The organism is Mesorhizobium sp. WSM4842 (assembly GCF_055901575.1).
In genome coordinates, this window is record NZ_CM148372.1 from 5,907,502 (window position 1) to 5,924,905 (window position 17,404).

Here is a 17,404-nt window from a genome sequence, read left to right on the forward strand (position 1 = left end):
TCAGTCCTTGGAGATGAAGCGGGACGGATGCACATCCATAACGTTATCCTCGAAGCCATGAAGCTTCGGAGAAACGATATCCTTGTAGCTATAGTAGAGAAGCGGGATGTTGCCGACCTCGTCGACGAGGATGCGCTCGGCCTCGGCGAGTTCTTTCATGCGCTCTTCGGGCTTGCCGCCGGCGGCGGCAGCCTCGTCCATAGCCTTCTCGAATTCCGGGCTGTTGTAGCCCGAATAGTTGTTGCCGCTTGCCTTGCGGGAGATGCCGAGGAAGGTTTCCGGATCCTTGTAATCCGCAATCCAGCCGGCACGCGCCACGTCGTAGTCGCCCTTCTGCTCAAGGAAGGAGTAGTGGGTCTTGGTGTCGGTGTTGAGCAGCGTGACTTCGACGCCGAGCGGCTTCAACTGCTCCTGGATGGCGACCGCAGTGTTCTTGTGGTTTTCCGACGTGTTGTAGCGGATTTCCATCTTCAGCGGTTTCTCGGGCGTATAGCCAAGCTTCTCGAGTACCTTCTTGGCCTCATCCTCGCGGTCGATCTGCGACATCTCCGCGTATTTGGCCATTGCCGGCGTATAGCCCTCAATGCCTGGAGGCACCATCGAATAGCCGGGCAGCATTGAGTTCTGCCAGACCTTTTCGGCAAGGAAATCGCGGTCGACTGCCATGGAGATGGCATTGCGCAGTTCGACGTTGTCCCACGGGGCCTTGTCGGTCTTGATCGCAAAATAGTAGGTGCCGAGGTAAGGCCCGACGCGAATCTGATCGCCAAACTTGGCCTTGAGGTCGGCGAGCTGCTCGGTCGGGAGGTCGTCGTAGCTGTCGAGTTCGCCGGCCTCGAAGCGCTTCATCGCCGACGAACGATCTTCGGTCGGGATGTAGTTGACGACGTCGAGCTTGACGCTTGCAGCATCCCAGAATTTCGGATTCTTGACCAGTTTGATGTGGTCGTTGGGAACCCACTCCACCAGTGTAAAGGCGCCGTTGGAGACCAAATTGCCCGGCTTGATCCACTCGGCGCCGAGCTTTTCCATGGAGGCCTTGCTGACCGGATAGGCCGCCTGGTGGGTCAGCATTTCGAGGAAATAGGGCGTGGGCGCCTTCAGCGTCACTTCCAGTGTATTTGCGTCGATTGCCTTGACGCCCATCTCCTCGGGCTTCGCCTTCTTGGTGTTCACCTCCTCGGCATTCTTCACGGGATAGAGCATCGAAGCGTATTCGGCGCCGGTGGCCGGATCTTCCAGCCGTTGGAAAGCGTAGACGAAGTCATCTGCTGTGACCGGAGCACCATCCGACCAGACGGCGCCCTTGCGCAGCTTGAAGGTGTAGACGGTGCCGTCGTCCGATACTGTCCAGCTTTCGGCGGCGCCCGGGATGAGGTTCGCCTTTGCGTCCTGCATGGTCAGCCCCTGGAACAGGTCACGCAAAATATTTGCTTCGTAGATTGTCGAGGTCTTGTGCGGGTCGAGCGACTCCGATTCGGCGGCGCTGCCGCGGTTATAGACGACCTCGGCGAAGGCCGGCGTGTAGAACGTGCCGGCGGCCAAGGCCATGGTTGTGGCGAACACCGTCGCCTTCAGCATGTTTTTCAGCATGAAGTTCTCCCTGTCGAGGCGGCCCTTCAGCTACGCCTCATGAGTGTTGACGCCCCGAGACCGATTAGATGGCTCCTTTGAGCGCGCCGCCGGTTCCCTTTCCGGCAGCTGGTGGCCAAACAGTAACGTGGCGATTTTTTATTTCAACAGACTCGTGAGGTCACCCTAAGTAAGGCGCAGCGACAGCCACTTTGCGACCGGCAGAACAGCGGTCGAAACCATTGACTTGGCTCCGTTTCTCCCACTCAAGCATTCGTTTCCGGCAAGAAATCTGTCGTCGATTCCACTTTGTCGAAATGTCTTAAGCCGCCTTTAAGCAACCACGGGTTACATCTTGCGCGGGCTTCGGTATGTCCCGATGGGCGAAGGACATGAACAGCACAGAAACTAAGACAATCTCTATACAACAGCGTGAAATGCACCCGTTAACACTCAAATTACGCCAGTTTAGAGATCAGTTCGGTACTTCTGCGATCGAGTTCGCGCTGCTTTCACCCATTTTTATCCTACTTTTGCTCGGAATGGTTGCATACGGAATCTATTTTGATCCAAGCAACTCGGTGCAGCAGATCGCGGCTGACGCCGCCCGCACGGCGATAGCCGGGCTGAATGAGGGCGAGCGCCAGGCACTGGTGACCGGTTTCGTCAACACCAATGCCGGCGGATATCCGTTCGTCGATTCCACCAAGCTGACCTATCAGGCCAAGGACAGCACCGCCGACGGAAACCAGTTCGTCGTGTCCATCCAATACGATGCCCGTAACTTGCCGGTCTGGAATCTGTTCCCGGCGCTGCCCATGCCTGGAACCACGATCTCACGCGAGTCGACAATACGGGTCGGTGGCATCTGAAAGTCGGAAACTTTGCCGGGGAGGATCGGCCGGGCCGCCCGCTCGATGCTTGGCGACCTGAAGGCGAACTTCACCGTCATGACGGCGCTGTGCGCACCGTTCGCGCTGGCGCTGGCCGCCTTCACCATCGATGAAGGCTCGATCTATTTGGAGCGCCGGGAGGCTCAGTCGCTGGTCGATCTTGCGGCAATCACCGCCGCCTCCAACATCAACAACATTGAGGCCGCGGTGGTGACCACGCTCGGCGACAACGGAATGCCGGGTATCGTTGTTCAGAAGGCAGGGCAGACGATCACCCCTGCCCTCGGAAAAACCGTCGTGTCGGTCACCGCCGGCCGATATTCACCAGAGTCGTCGCTCGGCGTCGACAAGCGCTTCAAGGCCGGCAAGACGCCCTACAACGCCGTCCATGTCACGCTGAAAAAGATTCCTGCCCGCTATTTCGCAAGTTCGCTTATCCCTACGCCGGTCATCGGCACCCAAGCCGTTGCCAGCGTAGCGCCGCAGGCGATGTTCTCTGTCGGGTCCAGGCTGCTCAGCGTCAATGGCGGCATCCTCAACTCGCTTCTCAGCGGGCTACTGGGCGGCAACATCTCGCTCAGCGTCATAGACTACAACGCGCTGATCGCTGCTGACGTCAACCTTCTCTCGTTCTTCGACGCACTTGCCGTCCAGTTGCAAACTGACAGGTGTCAGCTATTCGGAGGTGCTGGCTTCGAAAGCGACGGCGGGCCAGATAGCCACCGCCATGGCTGATGTTTCACCCGTTGGCAGCACCAGCAAGCTTGCTTTGCAGACAATCGCATCAAGGACCACCAGCACGGTCAAGATACCGCTCAATCATCTTGTCGACCTTGGATCAATGGGCCAACTGGGCCTCGGACAAAAGTCGGCCGGTTTTTCGGTCGACGCTAGCGTCATGGGTATGCTGACCACCGCCGCTGCACTGGCCAACGGCTCGAAGCAGGTCGAGCTCAATCTCGGAGCCACCATTCCGGGGCTTACCTCGACCACACTTGCCATCGCCATCGGCGAACCTGCGCAATTCTCGCCGTGGCTGACAATCGGCGAGAAGGGCGCCGTGGTGCGCACGGCGCAGACACGAATTAAGCTGGTTGCCTCCGTCGGCATCGGCAATTCGAATCTCGGAGGCGGCACCACTCTCTTGGCCGTCAATCTTCCGCTGCATATCGAAGTGGCCTACGCCGAGGCCAAGCTGACCGACATTAGTTGCCCGACGGGGCGCCCGGACAGTTTGGAGGTTTCCATCGCGGCGCGCCCGGGCGTTGCCTCGCTGCATCTTGCCGCCAGCGATGCCGACAGCAGCCCCACCGCCTTTGCCGATTTCAGCAATCCACAGTCGTTCTCTAATGCACAGATCGCGGCAGTGAGGCTTTTGCTCATTCCATTGCTGTCGGTGAACGGGTCTGCAGCGCTTGATATCACCAACAACGATCCGACGACATTGACCTTCAACAGCACCGAAATCGCCAACAAGACGATAAAGACCGCTTCTACGAAAAACCTGACGCAATCCCTCACCACATCGCTTGTCGATGAACTGTCGCTCTCGATCAATGCGCTGGGACTAGGGCTGCTGAACGTAACCGCCCTGCTTGGAACGGTAAAGCCGGCGGTGATTGTGGCTGTGAACGCCGTGACGGCGCCGGTCGACGAATTGGTTTATAACGTGCTTGCGGCACTGGGCGTGCATGTCGGCGAGGCAGATGTCCGGGTCATGGGCGCGACTTGCGGGCGCTCCGTGCTCGTTCAATGAGTTGACAAATGAAGACATCAGCCGGCTCGTCCGAGGAAGCAGCCCAAAGGCGGCAGCGACAGAATTTTTCCCTGCCAGTCGGCACCGGCGCCAAGATCGATCGTCTCTGCGACATCGATACCCTGCGGCAACGGCCATTTGGCCGGCTCCTCGGCGAAATTGAAAAGGCAGAGCAGCTTCTCGCCGCCGCCTTCGCGAATGAAGGCAAGCACATCGCCCTCGGCATCGAGAAAGCGGATCGAACCCTGTACCAGCGCGGCATGCTGCCTGCGCAAGGCCAGCATCGCCCGGTAGCTGGCTAGAACCGACTTTGCCTCGCCGTTCTGGACATCGACGGCGCGGTCGCGATGGCTTTCTGGGATCGGAAGCCACGGCTTGCCTGTTGAAAACCCGGCGTTCTCGGCGCCTTTCTCCCATACCATCGGCGTGCGGCATCCATCCCTGCCCTTGAACCCCGGCCAGAAGCGGATGCCGTATGGATCGCGCAGATCCTCGAACGCCAATTCGGCTTCCTCCAGCCCGAGCTCCTCGCCCTGATAGAGGCAGATCGATCCACGCAGGCATGACAGCAGCGCGATCGAGAATTTCGCCACCGCCTCCGGATTGCCGCCGGGCCTTGTCCAGCGCGTCACGTGGCGCACGACATCGTGGTTGGAAAACGCCCAGCAGACCCAGCCGTCGGAGACAGCACTCTCGAACGCTTCGACGCATCCGCGCACGTGTGCGGCCGAGAATTGCGGTCCGAGCAGGTCGAATGTGTAGCACATGTCGAGCTTGTCGCCGCCGCTGGTATAGGCGGCGAGCGTCTGCAAGGAACGGGTTTCGTCGCCAACCTCACCGACAGCGGCGCGGCCCTCATATTCGTCGAGCAGGGCCCGAAATCGGCGGAGGAAAGCGAGGTTTTCGGGCTGTGTCTTGTCGAACAGATGCTCCTGATAGAGGTAGGGATTGGTTTCGGTGTTGGTGCCGGCAACGCTCGAAGCCAAAGGCGGATTGCTGCGCAGCCAGCGGTCATGGACATAGTAGTTGACCGTGTCGAGCCGAAACCCGTCGACGCCGCGCTCCAGCCAGAACCGCACCGTTTCCAGCAGGGCGTCCTGAACCTCCGGATTGTGGAAATTGAGGTCCGGCTGCGAGGCGAGGAAATTGTGCATGTAATATTGCCTGCGGGTCGCGTCCCACTCCCAGGCTGGGCCGCCGAAGACCGACAGCCAGTTGTTGGACGCGGTGCCGTCAGGCCTCGGATCGGCCCAGACATACCAGTCCGCCCTGGGGTTATCGCGGCTCGCGCGGCTTTCGACGAACCATTCGTGCCGGTCGGACGAATGCGACAGGACCTGGTCGATAATGACTTTCAGGCCGAGACGGTGGGCCTCGACGGTCACCGCGTCGAAATCCTCTGATGTGCCGAACATCGGATCGACGGCTGTATAGTCGGATACGTCGTAGCCCATATCGGCCATCGGCGACTTGAAGAAGGGCGACAGCCAGACGGCGTCGGCGCCAAGCGATGCAACATGAGCCAGCCTTGAGGCAACGCCGCGCAGATCGCCGCTGCCGTCCCCTGTCGTGTCCTGGAAGGAGCGCGGGTAGATCTGGTAGATGACGCAGCCGCGCCACCACTGGCCGTTCTCACTTGCCACCGCCGTTCTCCTTTATCTGAGGTTGCGCGGCTTTGTGTTCGATCATGAAAATCACCGTTCGCCCTGGCACCGGCCGTGAAATTCCTGCTGCGCCGCCCGGTGTTTCGATGGCTGGCTCCCAGCGAAATCCGTCGCGCTCCGGCAGCGTGAACATACACGCCCGGCGATCGCCATTGATGACCACGGCAAGGCGGCAATCATCGCCGCCGAGCATCATGACCAGGCGGTACCGCCCCGGATCGTGCCAGCCTGCCTCGTCGAGCGGCGTGCCGGTTTCAGTGAGCCAGACGACGTCCGGTTTTTCTGATCCCGGCGGCGGCTCTCCGGTCAGGAAGCGCGTGTCGGAAAGCGCCGGCACGGAACGACGCATCGCGGCGAGCAGAACGGCGTATTGTTCCAGCGCCTGGTCGCGCCCGGCCCAGTCGAGCCAGGTGTTCTCGTTGTCCTGCGCATAGGCGTTGTTGTTGCCCTTCTGGGTGCGGCCGAATTCGTCTCCGGCCGTCAGCATGATCGTGCCGCGCGAGGCAAACAGCGTGGCCAGCAGCGCACACTGGTCATCGAAACGGGCCGTAACGATCGCCCGGTCGCCGGTCTCACCCTCGACGCCATTGTTCCAGGACAGGTTGTCGTTGTGGCCATCGCGGTTCTGCTCGCCATTGGCCTCATTGTGCTTGTGCTCATAGGCAACAATGTCGGCCAGCGTCATGCCGTCATGCGCGGCGATGAAATTAACGCTGCGGCTTGTCTGCCGGCCTGGCTTGGCAAACACGTCGGACGAGCCGGCAAGCCGGGTCGCCAGCGCGCCGACCATGCCGCTATCGCCGCGCCAGAAGCGGCGGATGTCGTCGCGATATCTGTCGTTCCATTCGAGGAAGGGCGGCGGAAAATTGCCAAGCTGATAGCCGTCCGGGCCGATATCCCAGGGCTCGGCGATTAGCACCCGGCCGCCGAGGACCGGATCGTTCCGAATAGCCCTCAGCAACGGTGCCGCAGCGTCGAACACGCCATCGACCCGACCCAGAATGGGCGCCAGATCGAAGCGGAAACCGTCGACGCCGGCATGGCAGACAAAGTGACGAAGCGTGTCGAGGACCATTTCCTGGACGACCGGATGATCGCAAGCGACGGTGTTGCCGGTGCCGGTGTCGTTAGCCAAGCTGCCGTCCGGCCAATGCCGGTAGTAGGCGCGGCTGTCGAGTCCGCGCAGCGACAGCGTCAGCCCAAGCCTGTCGCTTTCGCCGGTGTGGTTGAAGACAAGATCGAGGATGACGCCGATGCCGGCCTCACGCAGTGTGGCGGCCGTCTGCCGCAATTCCGCGAGACCGCCGGGCGCGAGGCGCGGATCGAGCGCCATGAAGGTCACGGGATTGTAGCCCCAGGCATTACGCAGCCCGAGCGCCGGCAAATGCCGCTCATCGATCGATGCCGTCACCGGCATCAGTTCAACCGCCCCGACTCCGAGCTTTTTCAGATGCTCGACGATAGCCGGATGGGCAAGCGCTGCAATCGTCCCGCGCCGGGGCTTCGGGATGTCCGGATGCAGCATGGTGAAGGCGCGCACCGGCACTTCGTAGATCAGACCACCGGGTTGGAATAGCGGCGGCAAGGCAGGCACCGGTTGCGGCAGGGTGGCGGCAATCGCCTTCGGCAGCAGCGGCGCGGTATCGGTGCCCTCGCCCCGGCGCGCGGCGAGCCTGCCGTCATAGACATAGGGCCTGTCGACCTCGACGGCATAGGGGTCGACCAGCAGCTTGTCGGGATCGAACCAAAGCCCATTCTCGGGCGCATACTCGCCATCGGCGCGAAATCCGTATCGGGTGCCGGCGGCGAGGCCGGCAACGAAAACCGCGTGAACGCCCTCGCCTTCCGACTGGAGTTCGAGCCGGTCGATCTCCCGGGTTCCTTCATCGTCGAAGATCGAGACCCAGATGCGCCGAGCCGACGAGGACCATGCGGCGAAGCGAACGCCTTCTTTGGCGATGATTGCGCCGAGCTGGCTCACGCGCACTCACAACAGCAGATCGTAGACGGTTTGAGCGGTTGGCAGGTTGGCTCCCCCTTCTCCCCTTGGAGAAGGGGGAGCCAAAGGCGACGGATGAGGGGTGCTCCAGCCTGGCACCTACGACGATCCGTCCAACACCCCTCAACCGTCTCGGCGCTACGCGCCAATCCACCTTCTCCCACAAGGGGAGAAGGAAAGGCGCGCCGCGCCAGCTTCACGTAATCACGCTCGGCTTGACGCGGCCGGTATGGCTACGAATCCCGGCGATATCATCGGCTGCCGCAATCAAGTCGGCAAGCGCCTCCTGCGTGTCGAGATCGTGCCTGGACTTGTCCGGCTCGTAGCGCTCGATATAGACACGCAGCGTCGCCCCCGAGGTACCGGTGCCGGAGAGACGGAAGACGACGCGCGATCCGCCTTCGAATAGCACCCTGATGCCCTGGTTCCTGGCTATCGAGCCGTCGACCGGGTCGTGGTAGGCGAAATCGTCGGCGCTGGCGATCTTCATACCGCGCACACTGGTGCCGGGCAAGGAAGCGAGTTTCGGCCGCAATTCGTCGACCAGCGCATTGGCCCGGTCGGTCTCGATCTCCTCGTAGTCATGGCGCGAGTAGTAATTGCGGCCATAGGCGGCCCAGTGCTCGGTGACGATCTGCTTGGCGCTTTCGCCGCGGGCAGCAAGGATATTGAGCCACAAAAGCACGGCCCACAGCCCATCCTTTTCGCGGACATGGTTGGAACCGGTTCCGGCACTTTCCTCGCCGCAGATCGTTGCCATGCCGGCATCGAGCAGATTGCCGAAGAATTTCCAGCCGGTCGGCGTTTCATAGATGCCGATGCCGAGCTTTTCGGCGACGCGATCGGCCGCACCGCTGGTCGGCATCGAACGCGCAATGCCCTTCAGGCCGGCCTTGTAGCCCGGTGCCAGATGGGCGTTCGCGGCGAGCATGGCCACCGAATCCGACGGGGTGACGAAAATGCCTTTGCCGATGATCAGGTTGCGGTCGCCGTCGCCATCGGAAGCGGCGCCGAAATCCGGCGCGTCCGGTCTCATCATCTCGTCATAGAGGTGCTTTGCGTGGACCAGGTTCGGGTCTGGATGGTGGCCGCCGAAATCCGGCAGGGGAATGAAGTTGCGGGCGGTGCCGTTCGGCGCGCCGAGCCGGTTCTCCAGGATCTCCTTGGCGTAGGGACCGGTCACGGCATGCATTGCGTCGAAGCGCATGCGGAAACCCGATTTGAACAGTGCGCGCAAGGCATCGAAATCGAACAGGCTTTCCATCAGCTCGGCATAATCGGCGACCGGGTCGACCACCTCGACCGTCATGCCGCCCGCCTCGACCGTGCCGATCGTGTCGAGATCGACCGTGCCGATGTCGGCGATCTTGAAGCTCGAAATCATCTTGGTTTTGGCGAAGATCGCGTCGGTCAGCTTTTCCGACGCCGGCCCGCCATTGCCGGCATTGTATTTGATGCCAAAATCCTCGTGCGGGCCGCCCGGATTGTGGCTGGCCGACAGGATGATGCCGCCGAAGGTCTTGTATTTGCGAATGATGTTGGAAGCGGCCGGCGTCGACAGGATGCCGCCCTGCCCAACCATCACCTTGCCGAAGCCATTGGCCGCCGCCATGGCGATGGCCTTCTGGATTACCTCGCGATTGTAGAAGCGGCCGTCGCCGCCGATCACCAGGGTCTTGCCCCTAAATCCGTCCAACGCATCGAAGATCGACTGGATGAAGTTCTCGGCATAGTGCTCCTGCTGGAACACCGGCACTTTCTTGCGCAGCCCGGAAGTGCCGGGCTTCTGGTCTAAGTAGGGTTTGGTGGCGACGGTTCGTATCATGCGTCAGACAGCCCTTTTCGATAGCAGCAAGCGATAGAGTTCGAGGTATTTTTCCGCGCTTTTGTCCCACGACACATCGGCCTTCATGCCTTGCCGCTGCATCGACGTCCAGATCGTGGGGTTGGCATGCGCCTCGACCAGCCGGCGGATGGCGTGCAGCAAGGCGCCGGCATCGGCGGGCGCGAACTGGAAGCCGGTCGCCACACCTGCCGAAACGGCCGCTTCATTGGCGTCGATGATAGTGTCGGCAAGACCGCCGGTGCGGGCAACGACCGGCACGCAGCCATAGCGCAGGCCATAGAGCTGCGTCAGCCCGCAAGGCTCGAAGCGCGACGGGATGACGATGGCGTCAGAGCCGCCCTGCATGGTGTGGGAAAGCGCCTCGTCGTAACCGACGACGACGCCGATGCGACCGCGATGGCGGGCGGCGGCGGCCAGCAGCGCGCCTTCGAGGCCGGCATCGCCCGACCCCAGGATCGCCAGGCGCGCACCCCTGGCAACGATCCCGTCGACGGCCGCTGCCAGTATGTCCATGCCCTTCTGCCAAGTGAGCCGGCTGATGACGCAGACGATCGGACTGTCGTCGCGGTCGAGATTGAAACGATCCTCGACGGCGGTCCGGTTGGGGTGCCGCGCCTTCAATGTCTTGGCCGTGTAGTTGGAGACCAGATGCTTGTCGGTTTCAGGGTTCCATATCTCGGTGTCGATGCCATTGACGATGCCATAGAGATCGACGGACCGCATGTTGATGAGGCCATCGAGCCCCATGCCGAATTCCGGCGAGCGGATCTCCTGCGCATAGGTCGGGCTGACTGTGGTGATGGCCCAGGCAGCCTGCAGGCCAGCCTTGAGAAAACCGACGCCGCCGTAATATTCGACACCGTCGAGCGCCATGGCCGCCGCCGGCAAGCCAAGCTCGCCAAAGATGCCGGCGCCAAACTGACCTTGGAAAGCGAGGTTATGGACGGTGATCATCGACGGCGTGCCGACCGCCTTGCCGAAGCGCATGTAGGCCAGCGTCATCGCCGATTGCCAATCATGGGCATGGACGATATCCGGCTGGTAGCCCGAGATGGCGCCGCCGGCGATGTCGCCACCAGCCTGGCTCAAGGCCGCGAAACGCCGCCAATTGTCCGGCCAGTCGGCGCCGGTCGCATTGCCATAGGGGCCGCCGGGACGGTCGAACAGATGCGGCGCGTCGAGCACGAACAGGTCGAGCCCGGCGATCTGGACGGCATGGACCGAAGCCTTGCCGCCTTGCAGCAGCGGATAGTGGTGTACGGGTTTTTTCTTCTTGAAGGCCTCCATGACCTGGGGATAGCCGGGAACAAGCGTGCGCATTGTCACGCCCTTACCCGCCAATGCGATGGGTAACGCGCCGGTCACGTCGGCAAGCCCGCCAGTCTTGATCAGAGGGAATATTTCGGGCGTAACCGACAAGACCTGCATTCACGACAATCCCAGTTTGTCGATCATGGCCTGGGTGACGAGGCAGATGCCCTTTTCGGAAACGCGGAAGCGCTTGGCGTCGAGGACGGGATCCTCGCCGACCACGAGGCCTTCGGGAATCCTGACACCATGATCGATCACCACGCGCTTCAATCTCGCGCTGCGGCCGACGTGGCAGTCAGGCAGCATGACGACGTCCTCGAGCGTCGAATAGGAGTTGATGCGTGCGCCGGTGAAGATCAGGCTTCGCTTCAGCGAAGCGCCTGAGACAATGCAATCTCCCGAGACGAGCGAGGATACCGCCGAGCCACGGCGGCCATCCTCGTCATGCACGAACTTTGCCGGCGGCTTCAGCTCGGCATAGGTCCAGATCGGCCAGTCGCGGTCGTAGAGGTCGAGCTCCGGCGTGATGTCGGTGAGGTCGATATTGGCTTCCCAATAGGCGTCGACGGTCCCGACGTCGCGCCAGTAGGCTTCGTTCTCGGCGGTCGAGCGCACACAGGATTTGGCGAAGCGATGGGCGATCGCCTTCCCGTGCTCGACGACATAGGGGATGATGTCCTTGCCGAAGTCACGGCTTGAGCCCGGTTCGGCCGCGTCGCGGCGCAGTTGCTCCATCAGGAACTTGGTCTTGAACACGTAGATGCCCATCGAGGCCAGGGCAAAATCCGGCTTGTCGGGAATGCCGGGCGGATCGGCGGGTTTCTCGATGAAGGAGATGATGGTGTCCTTCTTGTCGACATGCATGACGCCGAAGCCGGTCGCCTCCATGCGCGGCACTTCGAGGCAGCCGACGGTGACGTCGGCGCCGGCGTCGACATGCTGGCGAAGCATCAGTTCGTAATCCATCTTGTAGACGTGATCGCCGGCCAGGATGACCATGTATTCGGGGTCGTAGGCCTCGATGATGTCGATGTTCTGGTAGACGGCATCGGCCGTCCCCTCATACCATTGCGTTTCCGATACGCGCTGGCTGGCCGGCAGGATGTCGAAGCTCTCGTTGCGCTCGGGCCGCAGGAAGTTCCAGCCGCGCTGCAGGTGGCGGATCAGCGAGTGTGCCTTGTACTGGGTGGCGACGCCGAGGCGGCGAATACCGGAATTGAGCGCATTGGAGAGCGCAAAATCGATGATGCGCGTCTTGCCACCGAAATAGACCGCGGGCTTGGCGCGCCGGTCGGTCAACTCCCTCAGGCGGCTGCCACGGCCGCCGGCCAGAACATAGGCCATGGCATCGCGCGCCAGCGGCTGGGTCCGTTTTATCTCTGCCATTTTTATCCTCCCAAGTTACGCGCTGCGAGACATCGCTCAGTCCGGAGCAAGTTCGAGCATGATCGTCGACAGCGGCGGCAACAGCATCGTCGCCGAGATGCCTCCTCCTTCCGCCCGAGCCTCGACGGCACCGCCATTGCCCTTGCCGGAACCGCCATAGTCGGTGGCGTCCGTGTTGATGATCTCGCGCCATCTTCCAGCCGTCGGCAACGGCACGCGATAATCATCACGCGGCACCGGTGTGAAATTGGAGATGACGGCGACCGGGTTTCCGCCCGGCGCGCTGCGCAGCCAGGCAAAGACAGAGTTCGCGCTATCGTCGACGATCAGCCAGGAAAAGCCCTCCGGCTCGCAATCGCGCGCATGCAACGCCGGGCGTGAGCGGTAGAGATAGTTGAGATCGCGCACCGTCTGCCAGACGCCGCGATGGGCCCGGAAATCGAGCAGGTTCCAGTCGAGTGCGCGCGCCTCGCTCCACTCGCGGCGCTGGGCGAATTCCTGCCCCATGAACAACAGCTTCTTGCCGGGGTAGCCCCACATGAAGGCGTAGTAGGCGCGCAATGTTGCGAATTTCTGCCAGTCGTCGCCGGCCATCTTGCTAAGCAGCGTCCCCTTGCCGTGCACGACCTCGTCATGGGAGAGCGGCAGCACGAAATTCTCTGAGAAGGCGTAGACCAGGCCGAAGGTGATGTCGCCGTGGTGATGCTTGCGAAAAATCGGCTCTTTGGAGAAATACTCCAGCGTGTCGTGCATGAAGCCCATGTTCCACTTGAAGCCGAAACCCAGCCCGCCCTCATGCACCGGCTGCGAAACTTTTGGCCATGAGGTCGATTCCTCGGCGATCGTCATCACACCCGGATGATGGCCGTAGACTTCCTTGTTCATCCTCTGGAGGAAGCTGACCGCCTCAAGGTTTTCGCGCCCACCTTTTTCGTTGGGAATCCATTCGCCGGCCTTTCGCGAATAGTCGAGGTAGAGCATCGAAGCCACGGCATCGACGCGCAAACCGTCGACATGGTATTTCTCGGCCCAAAACAGCGCATTGTTGACCAAGAATGAGACCACCTCCCGCCGGCCGAAATTGTAGATCGCGGTGTTCCAGTCGGGATGGAAGCCCTTGCGCGGGTCGGCATGCTCATAGAGCGCGGTGCCGTCGAAATTGGCCAGGCCATGCGCATCCACCGGAAAATGCGCCGGCACCCAGTCGAGGATAACGCCGACGCCGGCGCGGTGGGCGCCGTCGACGAACCGGGCAAAACCGTCCGGATCGCCGAAGCGGGCCGACGGCGCGTAGAGGCCCGTCGTCTGGTAACCCCAGGACGGGTCATAGGGATGTTCGGAGATCGGCATGAATTCGATATGGGTGAAGCCCGTGTCGACGACGTACGGGATCAGCCGGCCGGCAAGCTCGTCCCATGACAGGAAGCTGCCGTCGTCGTGAAGCTGCCAGGAGCCGGCGTGGACCTCGTAGATCGACACCGCCTCGCGCCTGGGATCGGCATTGCGCCAGAAATTGCGGTGCGCCTCGTCACCCCATTGATGCACCGGCGGAAGCGCCGTCACCGAAGCGGTGGCCGGGCGCAGTTCGGACTTGAAAGCGAACGGATCGGCCTTCAGCGGCAGCCTCACGCCATCGGGCCCGATGATCTCGTATTTGTAAGGCCGGCCGGCGCCGATGTCGGGAATGAACAACTCCCAGATGCCGGTGTCGCGGCGGACGCGCATCGTATGCCTGCGGCCGTCCCATTCGTTGAAGTCGCCGACCACCGAAACGCGCCTTGCATTGGGCGCCCAGACGGCGAAATGCACGCCGGACGCACCCTCGTGATCGATGAGATGCGCACCAAGCTTGTCGAACAGCCTGAGGTGCGAACCTTCGGCGATGTAATAGTCGTCCAGCGGACCGAGCACCGGACCGAACGAATAGGGATCGGTCAGCCACCAGTCACCGCCGGCATTGCGCGCGTGATAGCGCAGCGGCTGACGCTTTTTGAGCGACAGGCTGCCCTCGAAGAAGCCGCCTTCGTCGCGCCTGGAGAGTTCGCCGGCTTTCTTGCCGGTCAGCGTATAGGCAGTGACGAACTCGGCATGAGGAACGAAGCAGCGGGCGACAAAGCCCTTGTCAACCTCGTGCACACCGAGGACAGCGAAAGGATCACCATGCGTGCCGGCGACAATTGCCGCGATATCACCGGCTGACGCCAGTCCATCCGGCCCGCTTGTCGCAGCGGTCGCGCGCGGCTTCCTCATCAGGCAGTGACCCTCCCGGCACCCGGACCACGTTGTTCGTGGCCTCATGCAATCATATCAGACGGGCACGTTCCAGATTTCTTTCGCATATTGGCGGATCGTGCGATCGGACGAGAACCAGCCGACGCGAGCGACATTGCGGATTGCCTTGGCATACCAATCCGGGCTGTTGCGCCAGACGGCGTCGACATCGCGCTGGGTGGCGGCGTAGGCATCGAAATCCGCGGCGACCATGAACCAGTCGCTCTGATAGAGGCCGTTCATCAGGTCGCGATAGCGTTCCGGATCGTCAGGCGAAAAGACGCCCGACGAAACGGCAGCCACTGCCTGCGCCAGTTCGGGAGAGGCTTCGATCACCGATCGCGGATCGTAGCCGTTGCTGCGCCGCTCGGCGACCTCTTCGGTGGTCAGGCCGAAAATGAAGATGTTGTCGTCGCCGACACATTCCTTGATCTCGACATTGGCGCCGTCGAGCGTACCGATGGTCAGCGCACCGTTCAGCGCGAACTTCATGTTGCCGGTGCCGGAGGCTTCCATGCCGGCAGTCGATATCTGCTCTGAAAGATCGGCGGCCGGCATCATAATCTCGGCCAGGCTGACATTGTAGTTCGGCACGAACACCACTTTGAGCAAGCCGCGAACGGCCGGGTCGCGGTTGATAACCTTGGCGACGTCGTTGGCGAGTTTGATGATCAGCTTGGCGTTGTGATAGCTGGGCGCCGCCTTGCCGCCGAAGAACTTGACGCGAGGCATCCAGTTGCGCTCCGGATGGGAGCGGACCTGGTCGTAGAGGGCGACTGTTTCGAGGATGTTCAGGAGCTGGCGCTTGTATTCGTGGATGCGCTTGATCTGGATGTCGAACAGCGCCGAGGGATCGACCTTGATGCCGAGGCGGTCGGCCACGAGGTTGGCAAGCTTGGCCTTGTTCGCCCGCTTGACTGCCGCGAACCTGTCGCGGAAGGCGGCGTCGTCGGCAAAGGCATCGAGCTCTTTGATCGCGTCTATATCGTCGAGGAAGCGGTCGCCGATCGCCTCGCGGGTGAGCGCGGTGAGACCGGGATTGCACTGGATCAGCCAGCGCCTCGGCGTGATGCCGTTGGTCTTGTTGTTGATGCGGTCGGGGTAGAGCCGGTGGAGCTCGGCAAACACCGTTTCCTTCATCAGCTCGGTGTGAAGGGCAGAGACGCCGTTGATCGAGTGCGAGCCGACAAACGCCAGATTGCCCATGCGCACGCGGCGCTCGCCGTTTTCCTGTATCAGCGAGATTTGACTGATCTGCTCGTCAGAAAACTGGTCGGAGGCGCGCGCCTCCAGCAGCACTTCTGCGTTGATGGCGTAGACGATCTGCATATGGCGCGGCAACAGCCGCTCGAACAGCGGCACCGGCCAGCTTTCGAGCGCCTCTGGAAGCAGCGTATGGTTGGTATAGCCGAAAGTGCGCTTGGTGATGCTCCAGGCCTGGTCGAAATCCATGCCGTGGACATCCATCAACAGGCGCATCAGCTCGGGCACTGCGATGGCCGGATGGGTGTCGTTCAGATGGATCGCCGCCTTGTCGGGCAGCGACTGCAGGTCGCCATACTGGCTGAGATGACGCTGAATGATGTCCTGCAACGATGCGGTGGAAAAGAAATACTCTTGCCTGAGCCGCAGCTCCTGACCGGCCTTGTGGGAATCAGCAGGGTAAAGGACGCGCGACAAGGCATCGGCCTTGTTGCTCTCGGCGAGCGCGCCGATGTGGTCGCCGGCGTTGAACTTGTCGAGCAGGATCGGATCGATCGGCATGCCGGACCAGAGCCGCAGCGTGTTGACGCGGTTGGCCCGCCAGCCAACCACCGGCGTATCGTAGGCAACCGCCAGAACATGTTCGATCGGCTTCCAGACGTGGCGCTCAAGCCTGCCGTCCTTCGAGGTGATCGATTCCACCGAGCCGCCGAAACCGACCTCGAATGAGCGTTCGCGCCGCTCGAACTCCCACGGGTTGCCGTGATCGAGCCAGGTCTCGGGCAGCTCAACCTGCCAGCCGCCATGGATTTCCTGCCGGAACATGCCATTGGCGTAGCGAATGCCATAGCCATGCGCGGGAATGTCGACGGTTGCCATGCTTTCCATGAAGCAGGCGGCGAGCCGGCCGAGGCCGCCATTGCCAAGCGCTGCATCTGGTTCGAGGGCCGCGATGAGGTCGAGGTCGACGCCGAGAGACCGCAGCGCTTCGCGCATATTGTCCATCAGGCCGAGATTGGAGAAGGCGTCGCGCATCAGGCGGCCGATGAGGAATTCCAGTGACAAGTAATAGACGCGCTTTTCCTGATGGGCGTAGGCCTCTTGCGTTGCCTGCATCCAATGATCGACGATATGGTCGCGCACGACCTTTATCGAGGCCGTGAGCCAGTCGTATTGCGTCGCGACGCTGGTCCCCTTGCCGAGCCTGTATTTGAGGGCCTTCAAGACTTCGTCGGCAAGCGCCTTGGGATCGGAGTTTTCGAGAATGGGAGCTTTGGATGTCATCGCGCGCGTCATGCTGCCTCTCGTGCGGTTGCCATGATCATACCGGCTTTCACCATTCCTCCCAGCCCATGCTAGCGCATATTGTTAAGCGTTCAATCGAGTTAGATTGCCGCGGGGAAGCTTACCCAACGGCAATTAGAAACTCAAAGCGCATCGCGTTTGGGCGGCCTCTGCGACGCGCCTTAAGTTCTTACTTATGTACATGTCGTCATCCCAAAA

General features: G+C 61.7%; 11 protein-coding genes. 3 read left to right on the forward strand and 8 right to left on the reverse strand.

Features of this window, described 5'->3' with window-relative positions; genetic code table 11:
- Positions 1–1,593, reverse strand: coding sequence for a peptide ABC transporter substrate-binding protein (locus AC0NIE_RS28720; protein ID WP_473484702.1), 1,593 nt, complete (start codon positions 1,591–1,593; stop codon positions 1–3).
- Positions 1,594–2,009: 416 nt separating this feature from the next.
- Between AC0NIE_RS28720 and AC0NIE_RS28725 the strand changes: the two genes are divergently transcribed.
- The 3 genes from AC0NIE_RS28725 to AC0NIE_RS28735 are packed head-to-tail and all read left to right on the forward strand — an operon-like array spanning position 2,010 to position 4,221.
- Positions 2,010–2,444 (forward strand): TadE/TadG family type IV pilus assembly protein, encoded by a 435-nt coding sequence (locus AC0NIE_RS28725; protein WP_473485130.1) that lies wholly within the window; start codon positions 2,010–2,012, stop codon positions 2,442–2,444.
- 12 nt (positions 2,445–2,456) lie between these two features.
- A complete protein-coding gene (locus AC0NIE_RS28730) occupies positions 2,457–3,200 on the forward strand; it encodes a pilus assembly protein TadG-related protein (protein ID WP_473484700.1) in 744 nt (247 codons plus the stop codon).
- Complete coding sequence (locus AC0NIE_RS28735) at positions 3,193–4,221, forward strand: hypothetical protein (protein WP_473484698.1); 1,029 nt, start codon at positions 3,193–3,195, stop codon at positions 4,219–4,221. The genes AC0NIE_RS28730 and AC0NIE_RS28735 overlap by 8 nt, the downstream gene beginning before the upstream one ends.
- 17 nt (positions 4,222–4,238) lie before the next feature.
- On the opposite strand, the gene bglA is transcribed toward AC0NIE_RS28735, so the two are convergent.
- The 7 genes from bglA to AC0NIE_RS28770 all read right to left on the reverse strand — a co-directional run bounded on the left by bglA (position 4,239) and on the right by AC0NIE_RS28770 (position 17,197).
- The gene (bglA, locus tag AC0NIE_RS28740) at positions 4,239–5,864 is read right to left on the reverse strand and encodes a beta-galactosidase BglA (protein WP_473484697.1); all 1,626 of its coding nucleotides are present in this window, start codon (positions 5,862–5,864) and stop codon (positions 4,239–4,241) included.
- Positions 5,854–7,866, reverse strand: a complete 2,013-nt coding sequence (gene glgX, locus AC0NIE_RS28745; protein ID WP_473484694.1) for a glycogen debranching protein GlgX — start codon at positions 7,864–7,866, stop codon at positions 5,854–5,856. The genes bglA and glgX overlap by 11 nt, the downstream gene beginning before the upstream one ends.
- 214 nt (positions 7,867–8,080) lie before the next feature.
- Positions 8,081–9,709, reverse strand: a complete 1,629-nt coding sequence (locus AC0NIE_RS28750; protein WP_473484692.1) for an alpha-D-glucose phosphate-specific phosphoglucomutase — start codon at positions 9,707–9,709, stop codon at positions 8,081–8,083.
- A 3-nt stretch (positions 9,710–9,712) separates the two neighbouring features.
- Positions 9,713–11,158, reverse strand: a complete 1,446-nt coding sequence (gene glgA, locus AC0NIE_RS28755) for a glycogen synthase GlgA (RefSeq protein WP_473484690.1) — start codon at positions 11,156–11,158, stop codon at positions 9,713–9,715.
- Positions 11,159–12,427 (reverse strand): glucose-1-phosphate adenylyltransferase, encoded by a 1,269-nt coding sequence (gene glgC / locus AC0NIE_RS28760; RefSeq protein ID WP_473484689.1) that lies wholly within the window; start codon positions 12,425–12,427, stop codon positions 11,159–11,161.
- Between the two features lie 36 nt (positions 12,428–12,463).
- Positions 12,464–14,677: a 1,4-alpha-glucan branching protein GlgB gene (glgB, locus tag AC0NIE_RS28765; RefSeq protein WP_473484686.1), complete on the reverse strand. Its 2,214-nt coding sequence runs from the start codon at positions 14,675–14,677 to the stop codon at positions 12,464–12,466.
- A 57-nt stretch (positions 14,678–14,734) separates the two neighbouring features.
- A complete protein-coding gene (locus AC0NIE_RS28770; RefSeq protein ID WP_473484683.1) occupies positions 14,735–17,197 on the reverse strand; it encodes a glycogen/starch/alpha-glucan phosphorylase in 2,463 nt (820 codons plus the stop codon).
- Positions 17,198–17,404: the final 207 nt, after the last annotated feature.